This window comes from Nonomuraea sp. NPDC049378 (genome assembly GCF_055586745.1).
The window spans coordinates 120,300-140,597 of record NZ_JBVJHP010000018.1; the positions used below are offsets into that span (position 1 = coordinate 120,300).

The 20,298-nt window shown below is 70.8% G+C and carries 18 protein-coding genes; 7 read left to right on the plus strand and 11 right to left on the minus strand.

Annotated features, from left to right (window positions below; all coding sequences use genetic code 11):
- Positions 1–194: 194 nt before the first annotated feature.
- The gene (locus tag ACZ6SA_RS34560; RefSeq protein ID WP_347646082.1) at positions 195–1,496 is read left to right on the plus strand and encodes an aspartate aminotransferase family protein; all 1,302 of its coding nucleotides are present in this window, start codon (positions 195–197) and stop codon (positions 1,494–1,496) included.
- On the opposite strand, the gene ACZ6SA_RS34565 is transcribed toward ACZ6SA_RS34560, so the two are convergent.
- The 5 genes from ACZ6SA_RS34565 to purD form a co-directional block, all read right to left on the minus strand.
- The gene (locus ACZ6SA_RS34565; protein WP_347646083.1) at positions 1,377–2,390 is read right to left on the minus strand and encodes an EamA family transporter; all 1,014 of its coding nucleotides are present in this window, start codon (positions 2,388–2,390) and stop codon (positions 1,377–1,379) included. The two genes, ACZ6SA_RS34560 and ACZ6SA_RS34565, sit on opposite strands and share 120 nt — an antisense overlap.
- A gap of 400 nt (positions 2,391–2,790) precedes the next feature.
- Positions 2,791–4,080, minus strand: coding sequence for a GTP cyclohydrolase IIa (locus ACZ6SA_RS34570; protein WP_443154484.1), 1,290 nt, complete (start codon positions 4,078–4,080; stop codon positions 2,791–2,793).
- Positions 4,081–4,281: 201 nt separating this feature from the next.
- The gene (murA, locus tag ACZ6SA_RS34575) at positions 4,282–5,547 is read right to left on the minus strand and encodes a UDP-N-acetylglucosamine 1-carboxyvinyltransferase (protein WP_347646084.1); all 1,266 of its coding nucleotides are present in this window, start codon (positions 5,545–5,547) and stop codon (positions 4,282–4,284) included.
- Positions 5,548–5,626: 79 nt separating this feature from the next.
- Complete coding sequence (locus tag ACZ6SA_RS34580; RefSeq protein WP_465832932.1) at positions 5,627–6,463, minus strand: phosphoribosylaminoimidazolesuccinocarboxamide synthase; 837 nt, start codon at positions 6,461–6,463, stop codon at positions 5,627–5,629.
- On the minus strand, positions 6,460–7,674 hold the full coding sequence (gene purD / locus ACZ6SA_RS34585) for a phosphoribosylamine--glycine ligase (RefSeq protein ID WP_465832934.1): 1,215 nt from the start codon (positions 7,672–7,674) through the stop codon (positions 6,460–6,462). Before purD ends, ACZ6SA_RS34580 begins: the two co-directional genes overlap by 4 nt.
- Positions 7,675–8,077: 403 nt before the next feature.
- Between purD and corA the strand changes: the two genes are divergently transcribed.
- Positions 8,078–9,157 (plus strand): magnesium/cobalt transporter CorA, encoded by a 1,080-nt coding sequence (gene corA / locus ACZ6SA_RS34590; protein ID WP_347646087.1) that lies wholly within the window; start codon positions 8,078–8,080, stop codon positions 9,155–9,157.
- 21 nt (positions 9,158–9,178) lie between these two features.
- On the opposite strand, the gene ACZ6SA_RS34595 is transcribed toward corA, so the two are convergent.
- Positions 9,179–10,084, minus strand: coding sequence for a glycerophosphodiester phosphodiesterase family protein (locus ACZ6SA_RS34595; RefSeq protein WP_347646088.1), 906 nt, complete (start codon positions 10,082–10,084; stop codon positions 9,179–9,181).
- Positions 10,085–10,193: 109 nt separating this feature from the next.
- Here ACZ6SA_RS34595 and ACZ6SA_RS34600 point away from each other — a divergent pair, with 109 nt between their 5' ends.
- Positions 10,194–10,850: a GNAT family N-acetyltransferase gene (locus ACZ6SA_RS34600; protein ID WP_465832937.1), complete on the plus strand. Its 657-nt coding sequence runs from the start codon at positions 10,194–10,196 to the stop codon at positions 10,848–10,850.
- 65 nt (positions 10,851–10,915) lie between these two features.
- On the opposite strand, the gene ACZ6SA_RS34605 is transcribed toward ACZ6SA_RS34600, so the two are convergent.
- From ACZ6SA_RS34605 to fbaA, 3 genes are all read right to left on the minus strand, one after another.
- Positions 10,916–12,199, minus strand: a complete 1,284-nt coding sequence (locus ACZ6SA_RS34605; RefSeq protein ID WP_465832939.1) for an adenylosuccinate synthase — start codon at positions 12,197–12,199, stop codon at positions 10,916–10,918.
- 98 nt (positions 12,200–12,297) lie between these two features.
- Positions 12,298–12,708 carry a DUF3151 domain-containing protein gene (locus tag ACZ6SA_RS34610; protein ID WP_347617423.1) on the minus strand — a complete coding sequence of 137 codons (411 nt, stop codon included), beginning with the start codon at positions 12,706–12,708 and terminating at the stop codon, positions 12,298–12,300.
- A 34-nt stretch (positions 12,709–12,742) separates the two neighbouring features.
- A complete protein-coding gene (gene fbaA / locus ACZ6SA_RS34615) occupies positions 12,743–13,765 on the minus strand; it encodes a class II fructose-bisphosphate aldolase (protein WP_347646092.1) in 1,023 nt (340 codons plus the stop codon).
- 127 nt (positions 13,766–13,892) lie between these two features.
- Here fbaA and ACZ6SA_RS34620 point away from each other — a divergent pair, with 127 nt between their 5' ends.
- Positions 13,893–14,594, plus strand: coding sequence for a DedA family protein (locus tag ACZ6SA_RS34620; RefSeq protein ID WP_443154279.1), 702 nt, complete (start codon positions 13,893–13,895; stop codon positions 14,592–14,594).
- Positions 14,595–14,659: 65 nt separating this feature from the next.
- A complete protein-coding gene (locus ACZ6SA_RS34625) occupies positions 14,660–15,073 on the plus strand; it encodes a hypothetical protein (protein WP_347646094.1) in 414 nt (137 codons plus the stop codon).
- Here ACZ6SA_RS34625 and pyrE read toward each other — a convergent pair.
- Positions 15,070–15,603 carry an orotate phosphoribosyltransferase gene (gene pyrE, locus ACZ6SA_RS34630; protein WP_347646095.1) on the minus strand — a complete coding sequence of 178 codons (534 nt, stop codon included), beginning with the start codon at positions 15,601–15,603 and terminating at the stop codon, positions 15,070–15,072. The genes ACZ6SA_RS34625 and pyrE overlap by 4 nt on opposite strands.
- 110 nt (positions 15,604–15,713) lie before the next feature.
- On the opposite strand from pyrE, the gene ACZ6SA_RS34635 reads away from it, so the two are divergent.
- Positions 15,714–18,083, plus strand: a complete 2,370-nt coding sequence (locus ACZ6SA_RS34635; RefSeq protein ID WP_347646096.1) for a sigma-70 family RNA polymerase sigma factor — start codon at positions 15,714–15,716, stop codon at positions 18,081–18,083.
- Between the two features lie 186 nt (positions 18,084–18,269).
- Entirely contained in the window at positions 18,270–19,634 is a 1,365-nt protein-coding gene (locus ACZ6SA_RS34640) for an NYN domain-containing protein (RefSeq protein WP_465832943.1), read from the plus strand.
- Between the two features lie 31 nt (positions 19,635–19,665).
- Here the strand turns inward: ACZ6SA_RS34640 and ACZ6SA_RS34645 are convergent, their stop codons facing one another.
- On the minus strand, positions 19,666–20,295 hold the full coding sequence (locus ACZ6SA_RS34645) for a response regulator (protein ID WP_347646098.1): 630 nt from the start codon (positions 20,293–20,295) through the stop codon (positions 19,666–19,668).
- Positions 20,296–20,298: the final 3 nt, after the last annotated feature.

A 20,298-nucleotide genomic window follows, 5' to 3' on the forward strand; every position in this document is an offset into this window, starting at 1 on the left:
GAAGTCGCTTCACTCACAGGAAACCTGCTCAGACGTCTTCTCCGGTCAGGCCGTGGCGGCAGCCCGCTCAGCAGATCTCCATGAGCAGCTCACCAGGAGCGTCGCGGGCCTCACAAGGGCCCGTCCTTGCGATGCCGCCCTCCTTGTTGCTCTCCTCCTTGTCGGCGGGCGGAGCCGCGGCCTTTGATGGTCACATGAGCAGGACCTTGCACGTCAGCCGTGACCTCTATGCCGCCGGCCGGCACTACCTGGCCGGCGGCGTCTCCAGCGACGCCCGCCGGGTGGCCGGTGTCCCCCTCTACGTGGACCGTGCCCAGGGCGCGCGCCTGTGGGACGTGGACGGCAACTCCTACGTCGACTACGTGCTCGGCCAGGGGCCCGCGCTGCTCGGCCACTGCCCGCCGGCGGTCGTCGAGGCCATCGCGGCCCAGGCGGCGCGCGGCATGGTCTACTCGGCCCAGCACGCCGCCGAGGTGCGCGTGGCCGAGCGGATCTGTGCCATGGTGCCCTCGGCCGAACGGGTCAGGTTCAACACCGTCGGGTCGGAGGCCGTCCACGGCGCTCTCAGGCTGGCCCGCGGCTACACCGGCCGGTCGAAGATCCTCAAGTTCGAGGGTCACTACCACGGCTGGCTCGACCCCGTCCTCTACAGCGTGCACCCGGCGGTGGACGCGGCCGGGCCGGCCGGCGCCCCCATGGCGGTGCCCGGCACGGCGGGACAGCAGCCGGGGCACGCGGACGACCTGGTCATCTGCCCGTGGAACGACCTGGAGACCCTGGCCGGCCTGATGGAACGGCACTCGGGGGAGATCGCCGCCGTCATCGCCGAGCCGATCCTGTGCAACACCGGGGCGATCAGCCCGGACCCCGGCTACCTGGAGGGCGTGCGGCGGCTGTGCGACGAGCACGGCACCCTGCTGATCTTCGACGAGATCATCACCGGCTTCCGGCTTGCCCCCGGAGGCGCCCAGGAACACCTCGGGGTCACTCCCGACCTGTCGGTGTTCGGCAAGGCCATGGCCGCGGGCATGCAGGTGTCGGCGCTGACCGGCCGGGCGGCCGTCATGGACCACATCTCGACGGGCAAGGTGGCCCACGCGGGGACGTTCAACTCCCAGCCGGTCGGCATCGCCGCCGCCGAGGCCACGCTGCGCATCCTCGACGAGCAGCGCGACGAGATCTACGGCACGCTGTACGAGCGCGGCAAGTCGCTGATGGAGGGCCTGCGGTCGGCCGCGGCCGGCGCCGGCGTGCCGATGCTCGTGGACGGCCCGGGACCGGTGTTCCAGACGTACTTCACCGACGCGCCCGCCGTGCGGAACTACCGGGACTTCGCCGCCACCGACCGGGCCGGGATGGCCAGGCTGCACGCCGCGCTACTCGACCGGGGAGTCAACATGGTCCCGCGCGGCCTGTGGTTCATGTCCACGGCGCACACCGAGGCGGACGTCGCCGCCACGGTCGACGCGTTCGCCGGCGCGCTGCGGGACCTTTGACCTGCGTTCGGTCGAGATGACCAGCGCGACGCCGACCAGGATGATCACGCCGCCCACGAGGATCCGCGGCGTGATCGGCTCGCTCAGCACCAGCGCGCCGAGCACCACCGCCACGGCGGGGTTGACGTAGGCGTACGTGGACACGAGCGAGATGGGGGCGTTGCCGAGCAGCCACGAGAACGCCGTGAACCCGATCAGCGATCCCACGAGGATGAGGTAGGCGAGCGCGATCCAGGACCTGCCGGTGATCGTCGACGGGTCGAGCCGCTCACCCGTCGCGGTGCCGAGCACCGCCAGGCCGAGGCCGCCCGCGAGCATCTCGATCGTGCTCGTCGCGAACGAGTTGGCCGGCATCGTGACGCGGCCCGACAGGAACGCTCCCACGGCCCACAGCAGCGAGGCGACCAGCACCACCGCGATCCCCGTGGCGGCCGCCCCTTCGTTGCCGGTGAGTGAGAGCGCCGCCACCCCGCCGAGGCCCACCAGCACGCCCGCCATCGTGGCGGCCCTGGGACGGTCACGCACCGCGAACCTGAAGGCGACGAGCCACAGCGGAACCGACGCCACGAGCAGCGCCGCCAGCCCGGTCGAGATGTACTGCTCCGCCACGGACAACATGCCGTTGCCCAGGGTGAGCAGCAGCACGCCCACCAGCGAGGCGCTGAGGAGCTGCCGCCGGGTCATCGTGAACGCCCGCCTGCCGGACGTGAGGAGCAGGAACCCGCCGAGGAGCACGGCCGCGGCGAGGAACCGCATGGAGGCGCCGAGCAGCGGCGGGATCGACTCGACCACGATGCCGATGCCGAGGTAGGTCGACCCCCAGACCACGTAGACGATGGCGAGGGCGCCCCAGACGATGAGCGGGGATCGTTGGTCAGGAGCGTTGCGGTCCATGGGTCATGACAGTAGTCGAGCAGCCCGACAGAAACCGCGCGACTATCGGACAACCTACTGGCCCGATCCTTGCGGTTGCGGGGAGCTCTCACCTGCGCGCGCCGGACGAGGGACCATCGAAAGATTGGTGCCCCCGTCCGAATCCCGTCGATCGGGGGCGTCGCAATTCATACCCCTTCTCACGAGGACCAACCGCCATTTCCCCAAATGTCAACCGCCAGTTGGCCAAGTGCTGGCCCGCCGGACAGTCGCCAGGGCACGGGAGGCCCCGCTGCGGGGCAACCGGAAGCGGGCCCGCCGCCGTCGGAGGGGGAAGGTGCGGCGGCGGGCCCTGTATCCGGTGGATCAGCCCTCCGGGGGTCAGCCCGGTGGAGGATCGGCCCGGATCAGCCCTGACGGATCAGCGCGGCCCGAGCTTCTCCACGATCAGCCGGTACAGCTGCCGGGGCCGGCCGGGCTGGGGGGTGCGGTTGGGCGGTAGCGGCCACGCGAGTCCCTCGTCAACCAACGTGCGCAGCAACCGCCGAGCCGTACGGGGTGTCACCCCCAGCATCTTGCCGGCCCCTTCGGCGTCCACGACCGTGTCGCCGCCTTCCAGCTTGGCCGCCAGCCGGGCCAGCACCTCGACCCCTTTGGGTTTGAGTGCGGTGGCCCCGGTCGGCGGCATCCGCGGGGCCGGGATGAGCGCCCGCCCCTCGCGGTCGACCGCGAACCCCTGCGCCTGCTTGCCCGCCTGCGTGCGGGCCAGCGCCGCCCGCGCGTGCGACTCCGCGTCGTGGGTCGTACGACCCATGCCCACGCCGACCTCGACCGCCAGCCCCAGCTCGTCCCTGATCCTGGCCGCGAACGGCAACACCCGGAAGCCGTCGGTGGCCGCCGCGATCGAGCCCCTGGTCGCCGTGACCAGATAGCTGTGATCGTCGATGGGCCAGACGGTGGCGTTGATGCGGTTCGCCTCCTGGACCAGCAGCCGGTGCAGCGACAGCCGCAGCTCGTCGCGCCAGTAGCGGGGCGCGGCGCGGCGCACGGGCTCGCGCAGCGTCGGCACCTCCACCAGCACCACGGTCAGCTGCGACTCCTCCAGCCGGTGATGCGCCCCGAGCAGCGCCGCTGTGTGCAGCGCCGTGCGGACCGCGGCGGAGGTCGGCCTGATCCTGATGACCGGTACGCCCGCCGTGTGCAGGCGCTCGGCCACCGAGGGCAGGCACGTCAGCGCTCCCGTGGTCGCGCCCTGCCTGGCCAGGCGTTCGTGGTAGGCCGCGATCGTGCCGGTGGCTCCCGGCTCGTCGCGGCTGTGCACGTCCGTGGCGGGGATGCCGAGGTCGGTGTACGCCTCCTCGACGTCAGCCCGGCTGACCACGTCGATGCTGACCCGTTTGGGGTCCATCCGGGTGTCGATCGCGGCCTTGGCCAGCGCCGCCACCAGTGCTGCTCCGCCGAGTTGCACGTAGGTCGCGGGCATCGTCAGCACGCCGGATCGCCTGGCCAGGTCGTAGGGGACCGGGCTGGCGAACAAGCATGCGTCGACACCGGGCCCGAGCCTCGTCACCTTGTCGGGTGCCTCCTGCTCGTCGCGGTAGGCGGCCGCCACCAGTCGACATGGCAGCGGTGCCGCGGCGTGACCCATCAGCATGACTCGCTCGACAAGGTCGTGGGGTCCGACCACGCCGATGGTGAGGTCCGGTGTCATGGCGCCCGGGCGTGACACTCGGGGAGTTTCTTCGGCCCTCTCGACCAATGTTCGTCCCATCCTGCTGTCCGTTGCAGTGCTCTCTTTTGGAACGATCGCTCGCGGGGGCCGTAATGTCACGCCCGACTTTTCCGGAAAGCCGTTCAGGTTGACCGCCCGACAAGATGTCCTAGCAGCTCAACGAGGTTTTTCTCGCCTTTGTTAGTGCGTGGAAATCTCTCGTGTAATGTCCGCGCCGAGCGCGCGCATTCGGGCGGCGAGATGCGCGTGGCCGCGGTCGATCAGGTAGCCGGAGCCGATCACGGTCTCGCCTTCAGCGGCGAGTCCGGCGAGCACGAGGGCGATCCCGGAACGCAGATCGTGGGCCGTCACCTCGGCGCCGGTCAGGGGTGTGCGGCCGCGCACGATGGCCCTGCTGCCGTCGACCTCGACGCCGGCGCCCATCTTGTTGAGCTCGCCGGCCAGCGCGAAGCGGCCGTCGAAGATGCGCTCGTGGATGTAGCTGGTGCCGTCGGCGAGCGCCGCGACGGCCATCATCGGCGACTGCAGGTCGGTCGCGAACCCGGGATAGGTGTCGGTGATGATGTTGATCGGCCGCAGCGGGCCCTCGCAGCGCACGTGCAGCACCGCGCCCTGCCGGGCGAACTCGACGCCCATCTGCTCCAGTTTGTAGCGCACCACGCCCAGGTCGAGGCCGGTGCCCACGAGGCTCAGCTCGCCCCCGGTGATCGCCGCGGCCATCGCGAACACGCCCGCGTCGAGCCGGTCGGGCATGACCGTGTGCTCGACGGCGTGGAGCTCGTCGACGCCCTCGACGGTGATGAAGCCGGTGCCGCCGCCGCTGATGCGCGCGCCCATCTTGGTGAGCATGTCGATGACGTCGAGCACCTCGGGCTCGAGCGCGGCGTTCTCGATCACGGTGGTGCCGTTGGCCAGGGAGGCGGCCATGATGAGGTTCTCGGTGCCGGTGTGCGAGGGGGTGTCGAGGTAGAGGGTCGCCCCGGTCAGGCCGGACGCCTTGACGTGGATGACGGTCTCGCCCTCGTCGACGATCGCGCCCAGCCGCTTGTAGCCGAGGTAGTGGAAGTCGAGGTTGCGGCTGCCGAGGTTGCAGCCGCCGACGCCCTCGACGACGGCCTCGCCGAGCCGGTGCAGCAGCGCGGGGGTGAACAGCACCGAGCCGCGGAAGCGCCGGGCGATCTCCGCGGGCAGCACCGGGCTGGACAGCCGGGAGGCGTCGATGACGAGCGTGCGCTCGGACTCGTGGAGTTCGACGTACGCGCCGACCGCCTCGGCGAGCTCGATCGCGCGGCGGACGTCTTCGATGATCGGCACGTTGCGCAGGACGGTGCGGCCCTTCGCGGCCAGCAGAGCCGCACCGATCATGGGAAGCACGGCGTTCTTCGCGCCCTGGATGAACGCGGTTCCACGCAGTGCGTTGCCACCGCGCACGCGGTAACGGACCATTTCGTGCGGCTCCTTGAATTCTGGCGGTGAGGCTCGATCGGGCCAACAGTAGTCGCTAACACCACATGACCCAGCCGAATCATCCGCTAAAGGGAGCTCCCGTGATGCGCTCATACGCTTCTAGGTATCGTTCGCGTGTGCGTTCCACGATGGGGTCAGGTAGGCGAGGTGGGGGGTTTCCAGATGCTTTGTCCCATCCGGATTCGGGCGATAGTAGCCAATCGCGTACAAATTGCTTATCGAAAGAAGGTTGCGAACGGCCTGGTCGCCAGGCGTCAGCCGGCCAGAAACGCGACGAGTCGGGCGTCAGAACCTCATCGCCCAGGGTGAGCACACCGTCGGAGTCCCAGCCGAGCTCGATCTTGGTGTCGGCCACGATGATGCCCCGCTCGCGGGCGATCTCGGCGCCGCGCGTGTAGACGGCCAGCGTGATGCGGCGCAGCTCCTCCGCCGTCTCCGCGCCGACCTCCGCCACCACCTGGCCGTAGGAGATCGGCTCGTCGTGCTGTCCCATCGGCGCCTTGGTGGACGGCGTGAAGATCGGCTCGGGCAACCGCGACCCGTCCTGCAGCCCTTCGGGCAGGCGCACCCCGGAGACGGTGCCGCTTTCGCGATATTCGGCCAGCCCGCCGCCCGTCAGATAGCCCCGGGCCACGCACTCGACCTGGACCATCGTCAACGGCCTGCACACCACGCTGCGCGGCTCGTCGCCCCTGGCCACGATGTGGTTGGGCACGACGTCCTTGAGCTGGTCGAACCACCACAACGACATCTGCGTGAGGATCGCGCCCTTGTCGGGGATGCCGGGCTCCAGCACGTGGTCGAAGGCCGAGACCCGGTCGGAGGCGACCATCAGCAGCAGGCCGTCGTCCGTCTCGTAGAGATCGCGCACCTTGCCGGAGTGCACGTGCTTCATGGGGCGATGTCCGTCCTGTAGTGGGAGCCGCGCAGCGTGATCCGCGCGGCGAGGTCGTAGGCGTTGCGCCGCGCGCTCTCCTGGTCGGGGCCGTGGCCCACCACGCTGAGCACCCGCCCGCCGTTGGAGACGATCGTGTCGCCCTCGCGCCTGGTGCCGGCGTGGATCACGTAGGCGTCGTCGGACGGTTCGATCCCCGTGATCACGTCGCCCTTGACCGGGGTGTCGGGGTAGTTCTCGGCGGCGATCACCACCGTGACGGCGGAGCCGCCCTTGAACACCGGGTCGAGCCCCAGCTCACCGGTCGCGCTCGCCATCAGCAGCCCGCCCAGCGGCGTCTCCAGCCGGTCGAGCAGCACCTGCGTCTCGGGGTCGCCGAAGCGCGCGTTGAACTCGACCACCTTCGGGCCCTTCGTGGTCAGGGCCAGCCCGACGTAGAGCACCCCCTGGTAGGGCAGCCCGCGCCGCGCCAGCTCCGCGATCGTCGGGTGCACGACCTCCCGCATGACCTGGTCGGTGAGCCCGTCGGGCGCCCACGGCAGCGGCGTGTAGGCGCCCATGCCGCCGGTGTTGGGGCCCTGGTCGCCGTCGTGGGCGCGCTTGAAGTCCTGGGCGAGCTGGAGCGGGACGGCGGTGCTGCCGTCGCACAGCGCGAACAGCGACACCTCGGGCCCGTCGAGGAACTCCTCGATCACCACGCGCCCGCACGACCGCGCGTGGTCGAGCGCCGCCCGCCTGTCATCGGTGACGACGACGCCCTTGCCCGCCGCCAGCCCGTCGTCCTTGACCACGTAGGGAGGGCCGAACTCGTCGAGCGCCGCCGCGGCCTGCTCCTCGCTGTCGCAGGTCCGCGACCGTGCGGTGGGCACGTCGGCGGCCTGCATGATCTCCTTGGCGAACGCCTTGCTGCCCTCGATCATGGCCGCCTGGCTGGACGGCCCGAAGCAGGCGATGCCGGCCTCGCGCACCGCGTCGGACACCCCCGCCACGAGCGGCGCCTCGGGCCCGACGACGACGAGATCGACCCGCAGCCGCGTCGCCAGGCCGGCCACCTGGCCCGGGTCGAGCGGATCGACCGCGTGGACGGTCGCGACCTGCTCGATGCCCGGATTGCCCGGAGCGCAGTGGAGCTCGCTGATCTGGGGATCGAGCTTGAGGGAACGGCACAGGGCGTGCTCACGCCCACCGGAACCAATGACTAGAACGCGCACCCGCTCATTGTCGCAGGCCCGCCGCCATGCGCACCCACAGGTCCGCCGCGCCCGACACGTGCCGGAACAGGCGACAATCTTTGGTGAGTTCTACCGGAGACGCGTGCTCTCAGGCGAGTATCGTCAGATTGGTTCACCCGCCTGTGATAGGTTGAGGCGGCTTTGCGGCGTCCCTGTGTGATTGGAGGTGGTCCGGGATGAAACCTGGTGATCCCAGCAGTACGTGCTTTTTCACGTACTCCGTGCGTACCCCCGACCACTCCAATACGGCAGCCTGATCGTGCCTCCACGCCCTTGTTCTTGATTGAGGTGACTTCTCGTCGCGCGTGGAGCGTGCCAGGTCGGGCGGAAAGGGCCCGCCATGCGCTCGTCCACTCTTTTCCGTCGCATCAACCGTCACCCTGTGCGCCAGCACGTCGCACGCCAGCACGCCGCTCCGGCGGGCGGCGCGGTGCGCGACGTCCGCGTCCCTCCCGTTGACTCGGTCGTCGAGTTCGGCGCCTACGTCCACGGCGAGAAGGTCGCGGCCCCGGCCATCGTCGAAGCACTCGACCTCGTACGCGAGCACAACGAGAGCGCCGAAGGCGCCAACGCGTTCGTCTGGGTCGGGCTGCACGAGCCCGGCGCGCCCGAGGTGGAGTGGCTGGCCGAGGTGTTCGACCTGCACCCGCTCTCCGTCGAGGACGCGGTCAAGGCCCACCAGCGCCCCAAGATCGAGCGGTACGGCGACTCGTTGTTCATGGTGCTCAAGACCATCGCCTACCTCGACCCCGTCCGGGCGCCGGGCACCAGCGAGATCATCGCCACCGGCGAGATCATGGTGTTCCTCGGCGCCGACTTCGTGGTCACCGTGCGGCACGGCGAGCACTGCCCGCTCACCGCGGTCCGCGAGCGCCTCGAGGACAAGCCCACGCTGATGAGCCGCGGCCCGGCCGGCGTCCTGCACGCCATCGCCGACCACGTGGTCGACCAGTATCTCCAGGTGTCCGACCTCATGCAGCTCGAGCTGGAGGAGGTCGAGGCGACCGTGTTCGCCGACGTCAGCTCCCGTGACATCAACCGGATCTACCAGCTCAAGCGCGAGATGCTGGAGATGAAGCGGGCCGTCACCCCGCTGCAGGCGCCGCTGTCGGCGCTGCCCCAGCGCCGCGTCGTCCCGTCGGAGATGCGCGAATACTTCCGCGACGTCGGCGACCACCTGTCGCGGGTGTGCGAGCAGGTGGAGTCGTCCAACGAGCTGTGCAGCTCCATCCTCCAGGCCGCGCTCGCCCGCTCCAACGCGCTGGCCAACGAGGACATGCGCAAGATCTCCTCGTGGGTGGCCATCCTCGCGGTGCCCACCATGATCGCCGGCATCTACGGCATGAACTTCGACTTCATGCCGGAGACCGAGCAGGTCTGGGGCTATCCGGCGGTGCTGGGCGTCATGATCACGGCCTGCGTGCTGCTCCATCGCGGCTTCCGCCGCAACGGCTGGCTCTAGGCACCGGCCGGCTCCGGCCCTCTAGACGCCGACCGGCTTGAGCGGGCCCACCGGCTCGGGCAGCTCCAGGCCGCGCTCGCGCCACAACTCCCGCATCCGGTCGGGATAGTCGGTCACGATCCCGGCCACTCCCAGATCCAGCATCCGGCCCGCCAGCTCGGTGTCGTTGACCGTCCACACCGCCACGTCGAGACCGGCCGCCCCCACCTGCGCCATCAGGGCCTCGTCGACCATGGGGTGCTTGGGCGAGAGCGTGGTCGCACCGGCCTCGCGCGCGGTGGCCGGCATGTCGTCGCCCAGGTCGTCGTGCCAGTGCAGGGTGTCGGGCTCGATCAGCGCGAACCTGCGCGTGCCCGGGACGAGCCGGGCGGCGTGGCGGATGATCCGCCAGTCGAAGCTGAGGACGGCGACGTTGTCCAGCCGTCCGTGCCGGTCGAGCTCCTCCACGACGAGCTCGGTGAAGGCCTCGGGGTCGGGCGTCAGCTCGGGCCTGGTCGGGTCGGACTTCAGCTCGACGTGCAGGCGTACGCTCTCGGCGTCGTAGGCGTTCACCAGGCCCAGCACCGCGCCGAGCGTCGGCATCCGGGTCTCGGGCATCGGCACCTGGGTCAGCGCGAAGGGGTCGTCGGGATGGCGCGGCAGCCGCACGCCCACGTCGAGCGTGCGCAGCTGCGCGAGGGTGAGCGCGTTGATCGGCCGGCCGACATAGGGGAAGAGCGGGTCGCCGGCGCGGATGGGACGCCTGTCGGCGCTGGTCACGGCGGAGACCGTGAGGTCGTGCGTGAGCACGAGGCGCCGATCGGCGGTGAGCGCGACGTCGAGCTCGAGCGCGTGCACGCCCAGCTCCATCGTGCGGCTCATCCCCGGCAGGGTGTTTTCCGGCCAGAGGCCGCGAGCACCCCGGTGACCATGAATCTCAACGCGCACAACCCGGACCCTACCTGGCTGGAGGGGCGACTAGACAGTGCCACGCCGTGTCCTTTTTATCCTGCTACGCCCGGTCGATGACTAGACCTCAGACAATAGGCTGGATTGCATGACGGAGGTTCTCAAAAAGGCCCATTCCGCAACGGTCGGGGCATGGGTGGACGGGTGGGTGATCTCCCGCAGAGCCCCACGGCCCGTACCCCAACCGTGGGGGTGGAGAGTCGACGTCGGCCTCCCCGGACACGTGGCCCGCCACATCGTGGCCGCCCCCACCCCCGACATCCTCCACCAGCTGACCAGCAGGATCACGACCCCCGGCACCTGGCTCAAACTCTGCGCGCCCGCCGAGGCCGTCGTCCCGCACCTCCCGCCCTCCTGGCGCATCCAGGAGCCGGAGTTCATGATGACCACGACCCGCCTGCCCCGCACGGCCCGGCCCGCGGCCCCGGCGGGCTACACGGCGGCCGTCACGACCAGGGCGGGCGTCACGGTGGCCCGCCTGCTCACGAACGCCGGCGAGGTCGCGGCCAGGGGCCAGTTCGCGCCGGCGGGCAGGACGGCCGTCGTTGACCAGGTGGAGACGGCCACCCGCCACCGCCGGCGCGGCCTCGGCACCGTCATCATGCGCACGCTCGCCTCGGCCGCCGCCTCGGCGGGCGCGCGGCAGGGCGTCCTGGTGGCCACGGCAGACGGCAGGGCCCTGTACGAAACGCTCGGCTGGACCCTGCACACCCCGATGACCGCCGTGGTCCTCACCGGCCCCTGAACCGCCGTCATGGGGCACGGCTTCCCGGGACCTGCGGGGGGCGTGACCCACCCCCGCAGAAACGGCTAGACGAGCGGCCGGACCACGACGGTCTGGTCGCGGCCGGGGCCGACGCCGATGGCGGAGACCGGGGCGCCGCTCATCTCCTCCAGCGCCCTGACGTACGCCTGGGCGTTCGGCGGCAGGTCCTCGAAGACCTTGGCCCCCGTGATGTCCTCCTGCCAGCCGGGGAACTCCTCGTAGATCGGCTTGGCGTGGTGGAAGTCGGTCTGCGTCATGGGGATCTCGTCGTGGCGCACGCCGTCCACGTCGTACGCGACGCACACCGGGACGCGCTCCAGCCCGGACAGGACGTCCAGCTTGGTGAGGAAATAGTCGGTGACGCCGTTGATGCGGGTGGCGTACCGGGCGATCACCGCGTCGAACCAGCCGCAGCGGCGGTCGCGGCCGGTCGTGACGCCGAACTCGCCGCCGGTCTGGCGGAGCCACTCGCCCATGTCGTCCGTGAGCTCCGTCGGGAACGGCCCGGAGCCGACGCGGGTGGTGTACGCCTTGAGGATCCCGATGATCTTCGTGAGGCGGTTGGGCGGGATGCCGGCCCCGGCGCACGCGCCCCCCGAGGTGGGCGACGACGACGTGACGAACGGGTAGGTGCCGTGGTCGAGGTCGAGCAGCGTGCCCTGCCCGCCCTCCAGCAGCACGAACTTGTCGTCGTCCAGTGCCTTGGACAGCACCAGCGAGGTGTCGGCGATGTGCGGCTTGAGGCGCTCCGCGAAGGAGAGATATTCCTCCACGACCGCCGCCGGGTCGATCCCGCGCCGGTTGTAGACCTTGGTCAGCACCTGGTTCTTCTCGGTCAGGGCGACCTCGATCTTCTTCGCCAGGATGCCGGGGTCGAGCAGGTCCTGGACGCGCACCCCCATGCGGGCGACCTTGTCGCCGTACGCGGGCCCGATGCCGCGCCCCGTGGTGCCGATCCTGGCCTTGCCGAGGTAGCGCTCGGTGACCTTGTCGAGCGCCTTGTGGTGCGGCATGATCAGGTGCGCGTTGGACGAGATGAGCAGCCGCTCCGCGGAGATGCCCCGCGCGGCCAGCCCGTCGATCTCGCCCAGCAGCACGCCGGGGTCGATGACCACGCCGTTGCCGATGACCGGCACCACCTCAGGCGACAGGATCCCCGTCGGTAGCAGGTGCAGCGCGTATTTCTGGTCTCCGATGACCACGGTGTGACCCGCGTTGTTGCCACCCTGATAGCGGACGACGTAGTCGACGTCGCCACCGAGCAGATCGGTGGCCTTGCCCTTGCCCTCATCGCCCCACTGGGCACCAACGAGTACGGCAGCCGGCATGGTTCAGTCTCCCGAGCACAAAACGAAACCCCTGGCGCAAGCGCGACAGGGGCTCTTGCGTGGAGAGACTACCCGAACGTGGTTATTCGTCCCAAGGGCTAGCTCTGGGTCAGCGCGTCGTAACCCGTTTCCGTGCTGTCCTTGAGGAACTGCAGGCACCGCTCGGCTTCGTCCTTCTCGCCGATGGCCTGGGCGGCCCTGGACAGCGCGTAGAGGCAGCGCAGGAAGCCGCGGTTGGGCTCGTGCTCCCAGGGAACGGGCCCGTGACCCTTCCAGCCGTTACGGCGCAACTGGTCGAGCCCGCGGTGGTAGCCCGTGCGGGCGAAGGCGTACGAGGTGACGGCGTGCCCCTGGGCGAAGGCCTCTTCCGCGAGCGAAGCCCAGGCCGCGGGGAATGCGGGGAAGCGGGCGGCCACGTCGGAGGCCTTGGCCCCGGATTCGAGCGCCTCCCTGGCCTCGGGCAGGTCCGGCAGGTGCGTCGGGGGCGGCCCGGCGAGAAGGTTATCCATACGACAAGTCATACCCGCCGGGCCGCCGAAGTGGCTAGGAGATCTTCGTCCCACTCGACTTCAGGCTCTGGCACGCCTCCGCGACGCGCGCGGCCATCCCGGCCTCGGCGGCCTTGCCGTAGGAGCGCGGGTCGTAGGTCTTCTTGTTGCCCACGTCGCCGTCGACCTTGAGCACCCCGTCGTAGTTGCGGAACATGTGGTCCGCGATCGGCCTGGTGAAGGCGTACTGCGTGTCGGTGTCGACGTTCATCTTCACCACGCCGTACGAGATGGCCTCGTGGATCTCCTCGAGCAGCGAGCCGGAGCCGCCGTGGAAGACCAGGTCGAACGGCTTGTCCTTGCCGAACTTCGCGCCGACCGCGTCCTGGATCTCCTTCAGCACGCTCGGGCGCAGCTTGACGTGGCCGGGCTTGTAGACGCCGTGCACGTTGCCGAACGTGGCGGCCAGCATGTAGCGGCCCCTGTCGCCGATGCCCACGGCCTCGGCGGTGGCCAGCGCGTCGCCGGCGGTCGTGTAGAGCTTCTCGTTGATCTCGCCGACGACGCCGTCCTCCTCGCCGCCGACGACGCCGATCTCCATCTCCATGATGATCCGCGCCCGGGCGCACTTGTCCAGGAGCTCCTTGGCGATGTCGAGGTTCTCCTCGAGAGGTACGGCGGAGCCGTCCCACATGTGCGACTGGAACAGCGGGTCGAGCCCCTTGGCCACCCGCTCCAGCGAGATGTCGATCAGCGGCCGCATGAAGCCGTCGAGCTTGTCCTTCGGGCAGTGGTCGGTGTGCAACGCCACCGTGACCGGATAGTTGGCGGCCACCACCCTGGCGTATTCGGCCAGCGCCGTCGCGCCCGTGACCATGTCCTTCACCGTGGTGCCGGACAGGAAGTCGGCGCCGCCGGTGGAGACCTGCACGATGCCGTCGCTCTCGGCTTCGGCGAAGCCCCGCAGGGCGGCGTTCAGCGTCTGCGATGAGGTCACGTTGATCGCCGGGTAGGCGAATCCGCCGGCCTTCGCCCGGTCGAGCATCTCAGCGTAGACCTCTGGAGTCGCTATAGGCATGATTCATCTCCCTGAGAAGTAAACGGCTTCGCGCGAGCCCAGTATCCCGGCTCCCTACCCCGCGTGGTAGAGACAACGCGACCTCATTGGTCATCTGGCGCCTCTCCAGTACAGGTAGGCTCTCCTGGTGGACTGGCTTTGGAACCTCCTGGACCCGACGTGGTGGCTGACGATTCTCGGCGCTTTCGCCACGGTCGGCGTTCTGGCGATCATCTTCGCCGAAACCGGTTTGCTGCTCGGGTTCTTCCTGCCCGGCGACTCGCTGTTGGTGGCGGCGGGAATCTTCAGCTCGGCGGCGGTGGCCCAGGGAATGGGCATCACCCCGCTTTCGCTGCCCGTGCTGCTGGTCGGCACGCCGCTGTGCGCGATCGCGGGCGCCCAGCTCGGGCATTACCTGGGGGCCAGGTTCGGCCGGAGAATGTTCGACAAGCCGGATTCACGGTTGTTCAAGCGCGAGCACGTGCTGCGGGCCGAGGAGTTCTTCGAGAAGTTCGGCCCCGCGAAGGCGGTGGTGCTGGCGAGATTCGTGCCGATCGTCCGCACGTTCATGAACCCGGTGGCGGGCGTGCTGGAGATGCCGGCCAAACGTTTCCTCGTCTGGAACGTCATCGGCGGCATCGTCTGGACCGAGGGGCTCATCCTGCTCGGCAACGCCCTCGGCAGAGAGGTCGATCCCAAGCAGATCGACAAGTACATCCTGCCCGGCGTCTTCCTCATCGTGTTCATCTCGATCATCCCCATCATCGTCGAGGTGATCAAGAAGCGCAGGGGTGACAAGGTCGCCGCCGTCCCCGGCGGCAGGCATCGGGTGACCAACGGCCGGCACTAGCCGCGACGGCGGATCATCCGCTGTACGCTCCCCCTGTGGGACGCCACAGGTCAGATCCGATGGGCATGGCCCGATTAGCCCTCACCGTCCTGGCGGCGGGAGCCGTGGTGACACTGCTGGTCATCGGCGGTCGCGCGCTGCTCGTGTCGCCCGGCGAGCAGGTCCCTGAACGCGAGCGCGCCTCCGCTCCGGCCACCGGCCTCGCCACCGCCCCGGCCTCCGACGCCACCGCGCGGGTGCCGACCGTGCGCATCGAGTGCCTGGCGGAGACCTGCCCCGTGGTCACCGTACGCGTGCCGGGCGGTGACGTGCTCCACCACCACGAGATGGCCAGGGGCGAGGAGCTCAACTACTTCGAGCCCGAACTCGACGTGGTGCTCAGCGACGCGGGCACGGTGCGGGTCACCGAGAACGGCAAGCCGCGCGAGCAGGGCGAGAGCGGCGAGAGAGAGGCGTTCACCGTCCGGGAGCCCGGCTAGAGCCCCAGGTCGCCGAGCGTGTAAGCGGTGCGGTAGTCGAGGCCCTCGCTGGTGACGCGCTCGGTGGCGCCCCTGTCGACGATCGTCGCCACCGCCACCACCTCGGCCCCGGCCTCCCGCAGCGCCTCCACGGCCGTCAGCGGCGAGGCGCCCGTCGTCGAGGTGTCCTCGACGGCCAGCACGCGCCGCCCCTTCACCTCGGGCCCCTCGATCCTGCGCTGCATGCCGTGCGCCTTCTGCGCCTTGCGCACCACGAACGCGTCGAGCGTGCGGCCGCGCGCCGCCGCCGCGTGCATCATCGCGCCCGCCACCGGGTCGGCCCCCAGCGTGAGGCCGCCCACCGCGTCGTATTCCAGGTCGGCGGTCAGGTCCAGCATCACCCTGCCGACGAGCGGCGCGGCCACCCCGTCGAGCGTGATGCGCCGCAGATCGAGGTAGAAGTCGGCCTCCTTGCCCGAGGAGAGCGTGACCTTGCCGTGGACGATGGCCTTGCTCTTGATCTCGGCCAGCAGGTTGTCGCGATCCGTCATGCGCCCAAGCTTATGGCCCGCCCGTGATCGCCTCCGCGCACCCGGTTTAGCCGTGACAGGTAATGCGGAATGTATGCGCGGGGCAACCCTTCGTAATCGTGGAGCCGATCATGGGTGTCGAATTGCCGCAAAGCGATGCAAGCCTGCTACAGGCCGCCCGACAGGGCGATGCCACCGCCTACGGGCGGCTCTACGAGCGGCACGTGGCCGCGGCCCGTGCCATGGCCAGGCAGCTCGTACGGCGCGCCGAGGCCGAGGACGTCGTCACCGAGGCGTTCACCAAGATCCTCGATCTCGTGGGCAGGGGCGGCGGGCCGGAGTCCGGCTTCCGCACCTACTTGCTGACCGTGGTGCGGCGCACGGTCCACGACCGTTCCAAGCTGGCGGGCCGCCAGGCGGGCGAGGTCGAGGAGTACGACCCGGCGGCGCCGTTCGTCGATCCCGCGCTCGCCGGGCTGGAACGGTCCCTGATCGCCAGGGCGTACCTGTCGCTGCCCGAGCGCTGGCGGGCGGTGCTCTGGCACACGCAGGTGGAGAGGTGCAAGCCCGTCGCGGTGGCTCCGCTGCTCGGGTTGTCGGCCAACGGCGTGGCCGCGCTGGCGTACCGGGCCACGGAAGGGCTGCGGCGCGCGTACCTGCAGATGCACCTCGGCGCCGCGCCGCCGCACGACTGCCGACCCGTGCTCGGCAAGATGGGCGCCTACGTGAGGGGCGGGCTGGCCAGGCGGGAGGCGAGAGCCGTCGAGCGGCACGTGGACGGCTGCGAGGAGTGCCACGGGGTGATCCTGGAGCTCACCGACGTCAACCGCGGGCTGCGGGTGCTGGTGGGGCCGTTGATCGCGGGGCCCATGTTCGGCGGGTACGCGGCGGCGCTGGCCAGGCCGGACGCGGCCGAGAGCGGGCCGCCCCCGGGAGTCCGGCGGCTCTGGCGGGCACGCCGGCGGCAGCCCGTCATGCTGGTCGCCGGCGTGGCCCTCACGGTGGCCGCGGCGGCGTCGTTGTGGCAGACCGCCGGCAGGGCGCCCGACGGCACACCGGCGACCGCGACGGTGGCCGCCCAGCCGTCGGAGCCCGTCCACGCGGTGGGCGTGCCGCCGCACGGCGGCGACCCCGAGCGGATGCCGCCGCAGGAGAACCCCGATCAGGCGCCGCCGCGGGGCGGGGAGCCGGAACGGGTGCCGCCACCCCCCGCGGAGCGGGAGCCGGCGGGCCAGGCGCGGCTGCGCGCCACCATCGACGTGCTCGGCGCACTCGTACGTGCCCAGCCCGGCATCGTCGGTCTGCGGCTGCGCAACTACGGGGGGCGGCCGAGCGAGAAGCTGACGGCGTACGTGACCCTGCCGCCGGGCGTGACGCTCATGCCGCCCGCGCGCCGCGGGCTTCCGTCCGTCGTGGGGCCCGCGGACGGCTGGGAATGCCGTTCCTCGGTGGGCGGCGCCCGCTGCGCCAGGAAGCCGCTGGCGGAAGGGCGGGCGACGGCCGTCTTCCTGCGGGTGACGGTGGCCCGACGGGCTCCGCGGAGCACGGGACCCGCCGCGCGGGTCGCCGCGGGCCCGCTGCAGGTCAGGGCGCGGGCCGGCAAGGGAGTGCGCGCGACGGGCGCGCCGGCCAGGTTCGCCGCAGACGGGAGGGTGACGGTCAGGGCGGTGGGCAACGCGCTGCTGAGCTGCCCCGAGGAGAGCCCCGGCTGCGAGCAGGCCCGCGGTCGCGAGGGCGGCAGGCGCGACAACGACCTCTGGCCGATGGTCGCCGTGGACCGGGACGACACCCTCGGCACCGGCGCCTCCAGCGGGGCGAGGCTGTCGTTGCCGAAGGGGGGCAGGGTCGTGTGGGCCGGGCTCTACTGGTCGGCCGGTGGCGCGAGGACCGGGCCGATCAAGTTCAGGCCCCCTGGGCGGCGCAAATACGCGACGATCCGGCCCAGCCACGTGGCCGTGCGCGAGCTGCCCCAGGGCCCGGCCTACCACGCGTTCGCCGACGTCACGGGGCTGGCGGCGGGCGCACGCAGGACCGGCGTGTGGTGGGCGGCCGACGCTCCCATGGAGGAGGGGGCCTCGCGCCACGCGGGCTGGAGCCTCGTGCTGGTCGTGACCGATCCGGCGCAGCCGTACAGCCAGGCCATGGTGCTCGACGCGGCCACCGTGGTCGGCGGGCCCGCCCGTCGGGTGCGCCTTCCGCTGGGCGGGCTGCACCCCGCCGCCACCCCCGCGAGGGCCGCGCTGGTGACGTGGGAGGGCGACGCCGATCTGAAGGGCGACAAGGTCTCGCTCGGGTCCGGCGCGCTGCGGCCGGCGGGCGGCGACCGCGATCTCGCGAACGTCTTCGACGGGTCGTCGGGTGGGGTGTCGGGGATGACGTTCGGCGTCGACGTCGACACGGTCAGCGCCCGGCTCGGAACGGATCCCTGGCTGACGATCGCGACGGGCAAGGACGCCGTACTCTTCGGGGCCGCGGCCATAAGCGTGCGAGCACGGTCGTGACCATAATCAGGACAAAATGGTACCGTCGGCCTGAGTGGTCCGGCGCGACGGTGGCTGAGGGGCGAATCGTCAGGATTAACCCTCGCACGATCACCTGCTTTCATTACCCTGAGAAAGGGCCGCCGAGTCCGGTCTCTGACGGTGCAGAGCCAGCAAGGTCGGACCACCAGGAAAGGGGCGGTGTCAGTGGATCGCTGTGCGCTGTTCGTGGACGCCGGCTATCTGCTGGCTGATGGCGCGATGGCCGTGCACGGCACGCGTCATCGTGAAGCGGTTTCCTGGGATTATCCGGGTCTGCTCCAGCTGATGACCGGCCTGTCACGCGAGCGCACAGGCCTGCCGCTGCTGCGGTGCTACTGGTACGAAGCGACCGTCGAAGGCCGCCGCACACCGGAGCACGACGCGCTGGCCGACATACCGGGTCTCAAGCTCAGGCTGTCCCGCATCCGGCCGGGCCGGCGCGAGGGCGTGGACGCCCAGGTGCATCGCGATCTCATGACCCTCGCCCGCAACAACGCCATCTGCGACGCCGTGGTCCTGAGCGGCGACGAGGACCTCACGCAGGTCGTGTGCGACGCCCAGGATCTCGGCATCAGGGTGAGCGTCATCCACATCGCGGTCGAAGGCAGCTGGGCCGTGTCGCGCTCGCTGCGGCAGGAGTGCGACGACCTGGTCGAGCTGGGCGCCGTCCACCTGCGGCAGTACGTCAGCCTGGTCAGCGGCGCCGCCGAGGCGGCCAACGGGCACCACCAGCCGATCAGCAACGGGCAGGCCACCCACTCGCTGCCTCCCGGGCAGAGCTCCACGCCGTCGCTGCCCTCGTTGCCGCAGGCCCCGCCGTCCGGCAGCCACGCCTCAAGCGGGCACACCTCAAGCGGGCACACCTCAAGCGGGCACACCTCGGGCGGGCACACCTCGGGCGGGCACACCTCGGGCGGTCACGCCACGGGTGGGCATGCGGCGGGCAGTCACGCATCGGGGAGCCATGCCACCGGGAGCCACTCCGGCAGCCACGCCGCCGGCGGTTCCGCCGCGCCGGGCCAGCCTTCGGTTAACGGGCCATCGCCGTCGGGGCAGGGCCAGTCGTCCCCGCCTCCGGTGCTGCCCACGTACAACTACCAGCCCGAGCCCCAACCGCAACAGCAGCAGCCGGCCACGCCGCCGCCCTCGGCGCCCGCGCAGCCGCAACAGCCCAGCACCGGCCAGTTCTCCTCGCCGACCGGCGGCTACCAGCAGTCGCAGCACGGCCCCTACACCGGTCCGCAACCCGCGCCGGTCACGCCGTCGGCCTCGACGGCCGGCGCCACCACGCTGTCCGACGCGGTCAAGGCCGCGCACCGGGAAGGGCACGACTTCGGCGAGTCGGTCGCGCGGGACGCGCCCGCGCTCTGGCTGGAGGCGGTGCTGGCCCGCAAGCCGCGCATGCCCTCCGATCTGGAGGCGCGGTTGCTGCAGGGGTCGTCGCTGCCGATCGACTTCCTGCTGCACGACGAGGTGCGCCACGCCCTGCGCCGCGGCTTCTGGGACGCGCTCGAACGCGCCCGCCAATGACCCCTCGACGTCAGCGCGCGCGGCCCTGGCGTCAGGACAGGGCGTCGAACCCCGCGCGCAGGCTGTTCACCCGGTCCGTCAGGTCGGCCAGCGGCGCGGCCAGCGCGGGGTCCTGGGACTTGCGGGCCAGCTCGCGCACCCTGGCCAGCTCGTCCTCCACGGCCGTGAGCCGCCGCGACAACTCGGGCAGCACCGCCGCGTGGTCGCCGGCGCCGGGCGGCAGCTCGCCGGTCAGGCGATCCCTGAGCATGGACGCCTGCTCCGCCAGGCGCTTGTTCATGTTGTACAGCTCGGTGAACACCGACACCTTCGCCCGCAGCACCCACGGGTCGAACGGTTTGGTGAGATAGTCGACCGCGCCCGCCGCGTAGCCGCGGAAGGCGTAGTCGGGGGCGCTGTCGACGACGGTCAGGAAGATGATCGGGATGTTCCTGGTGCGTTCGCGCCGCTTGATGTGCGCGGCCGTCTCGAAGCCGTCCATGCCGGGCATGCGCACGTCGAGCAGGATGAGCGCGAACTCCGTGTTGAGCAGCGCCTTGAGAGCCTCCTCGCCGGACCTGGCGCGTACGGGCACCAGGTCGAGGGAGCTGAGGATGGCCTCGAGGGCGATCAGGTTTTCCTCGCGGTCATCTACCAGGAGGATCTTCGCACGGTCTGTCACCGA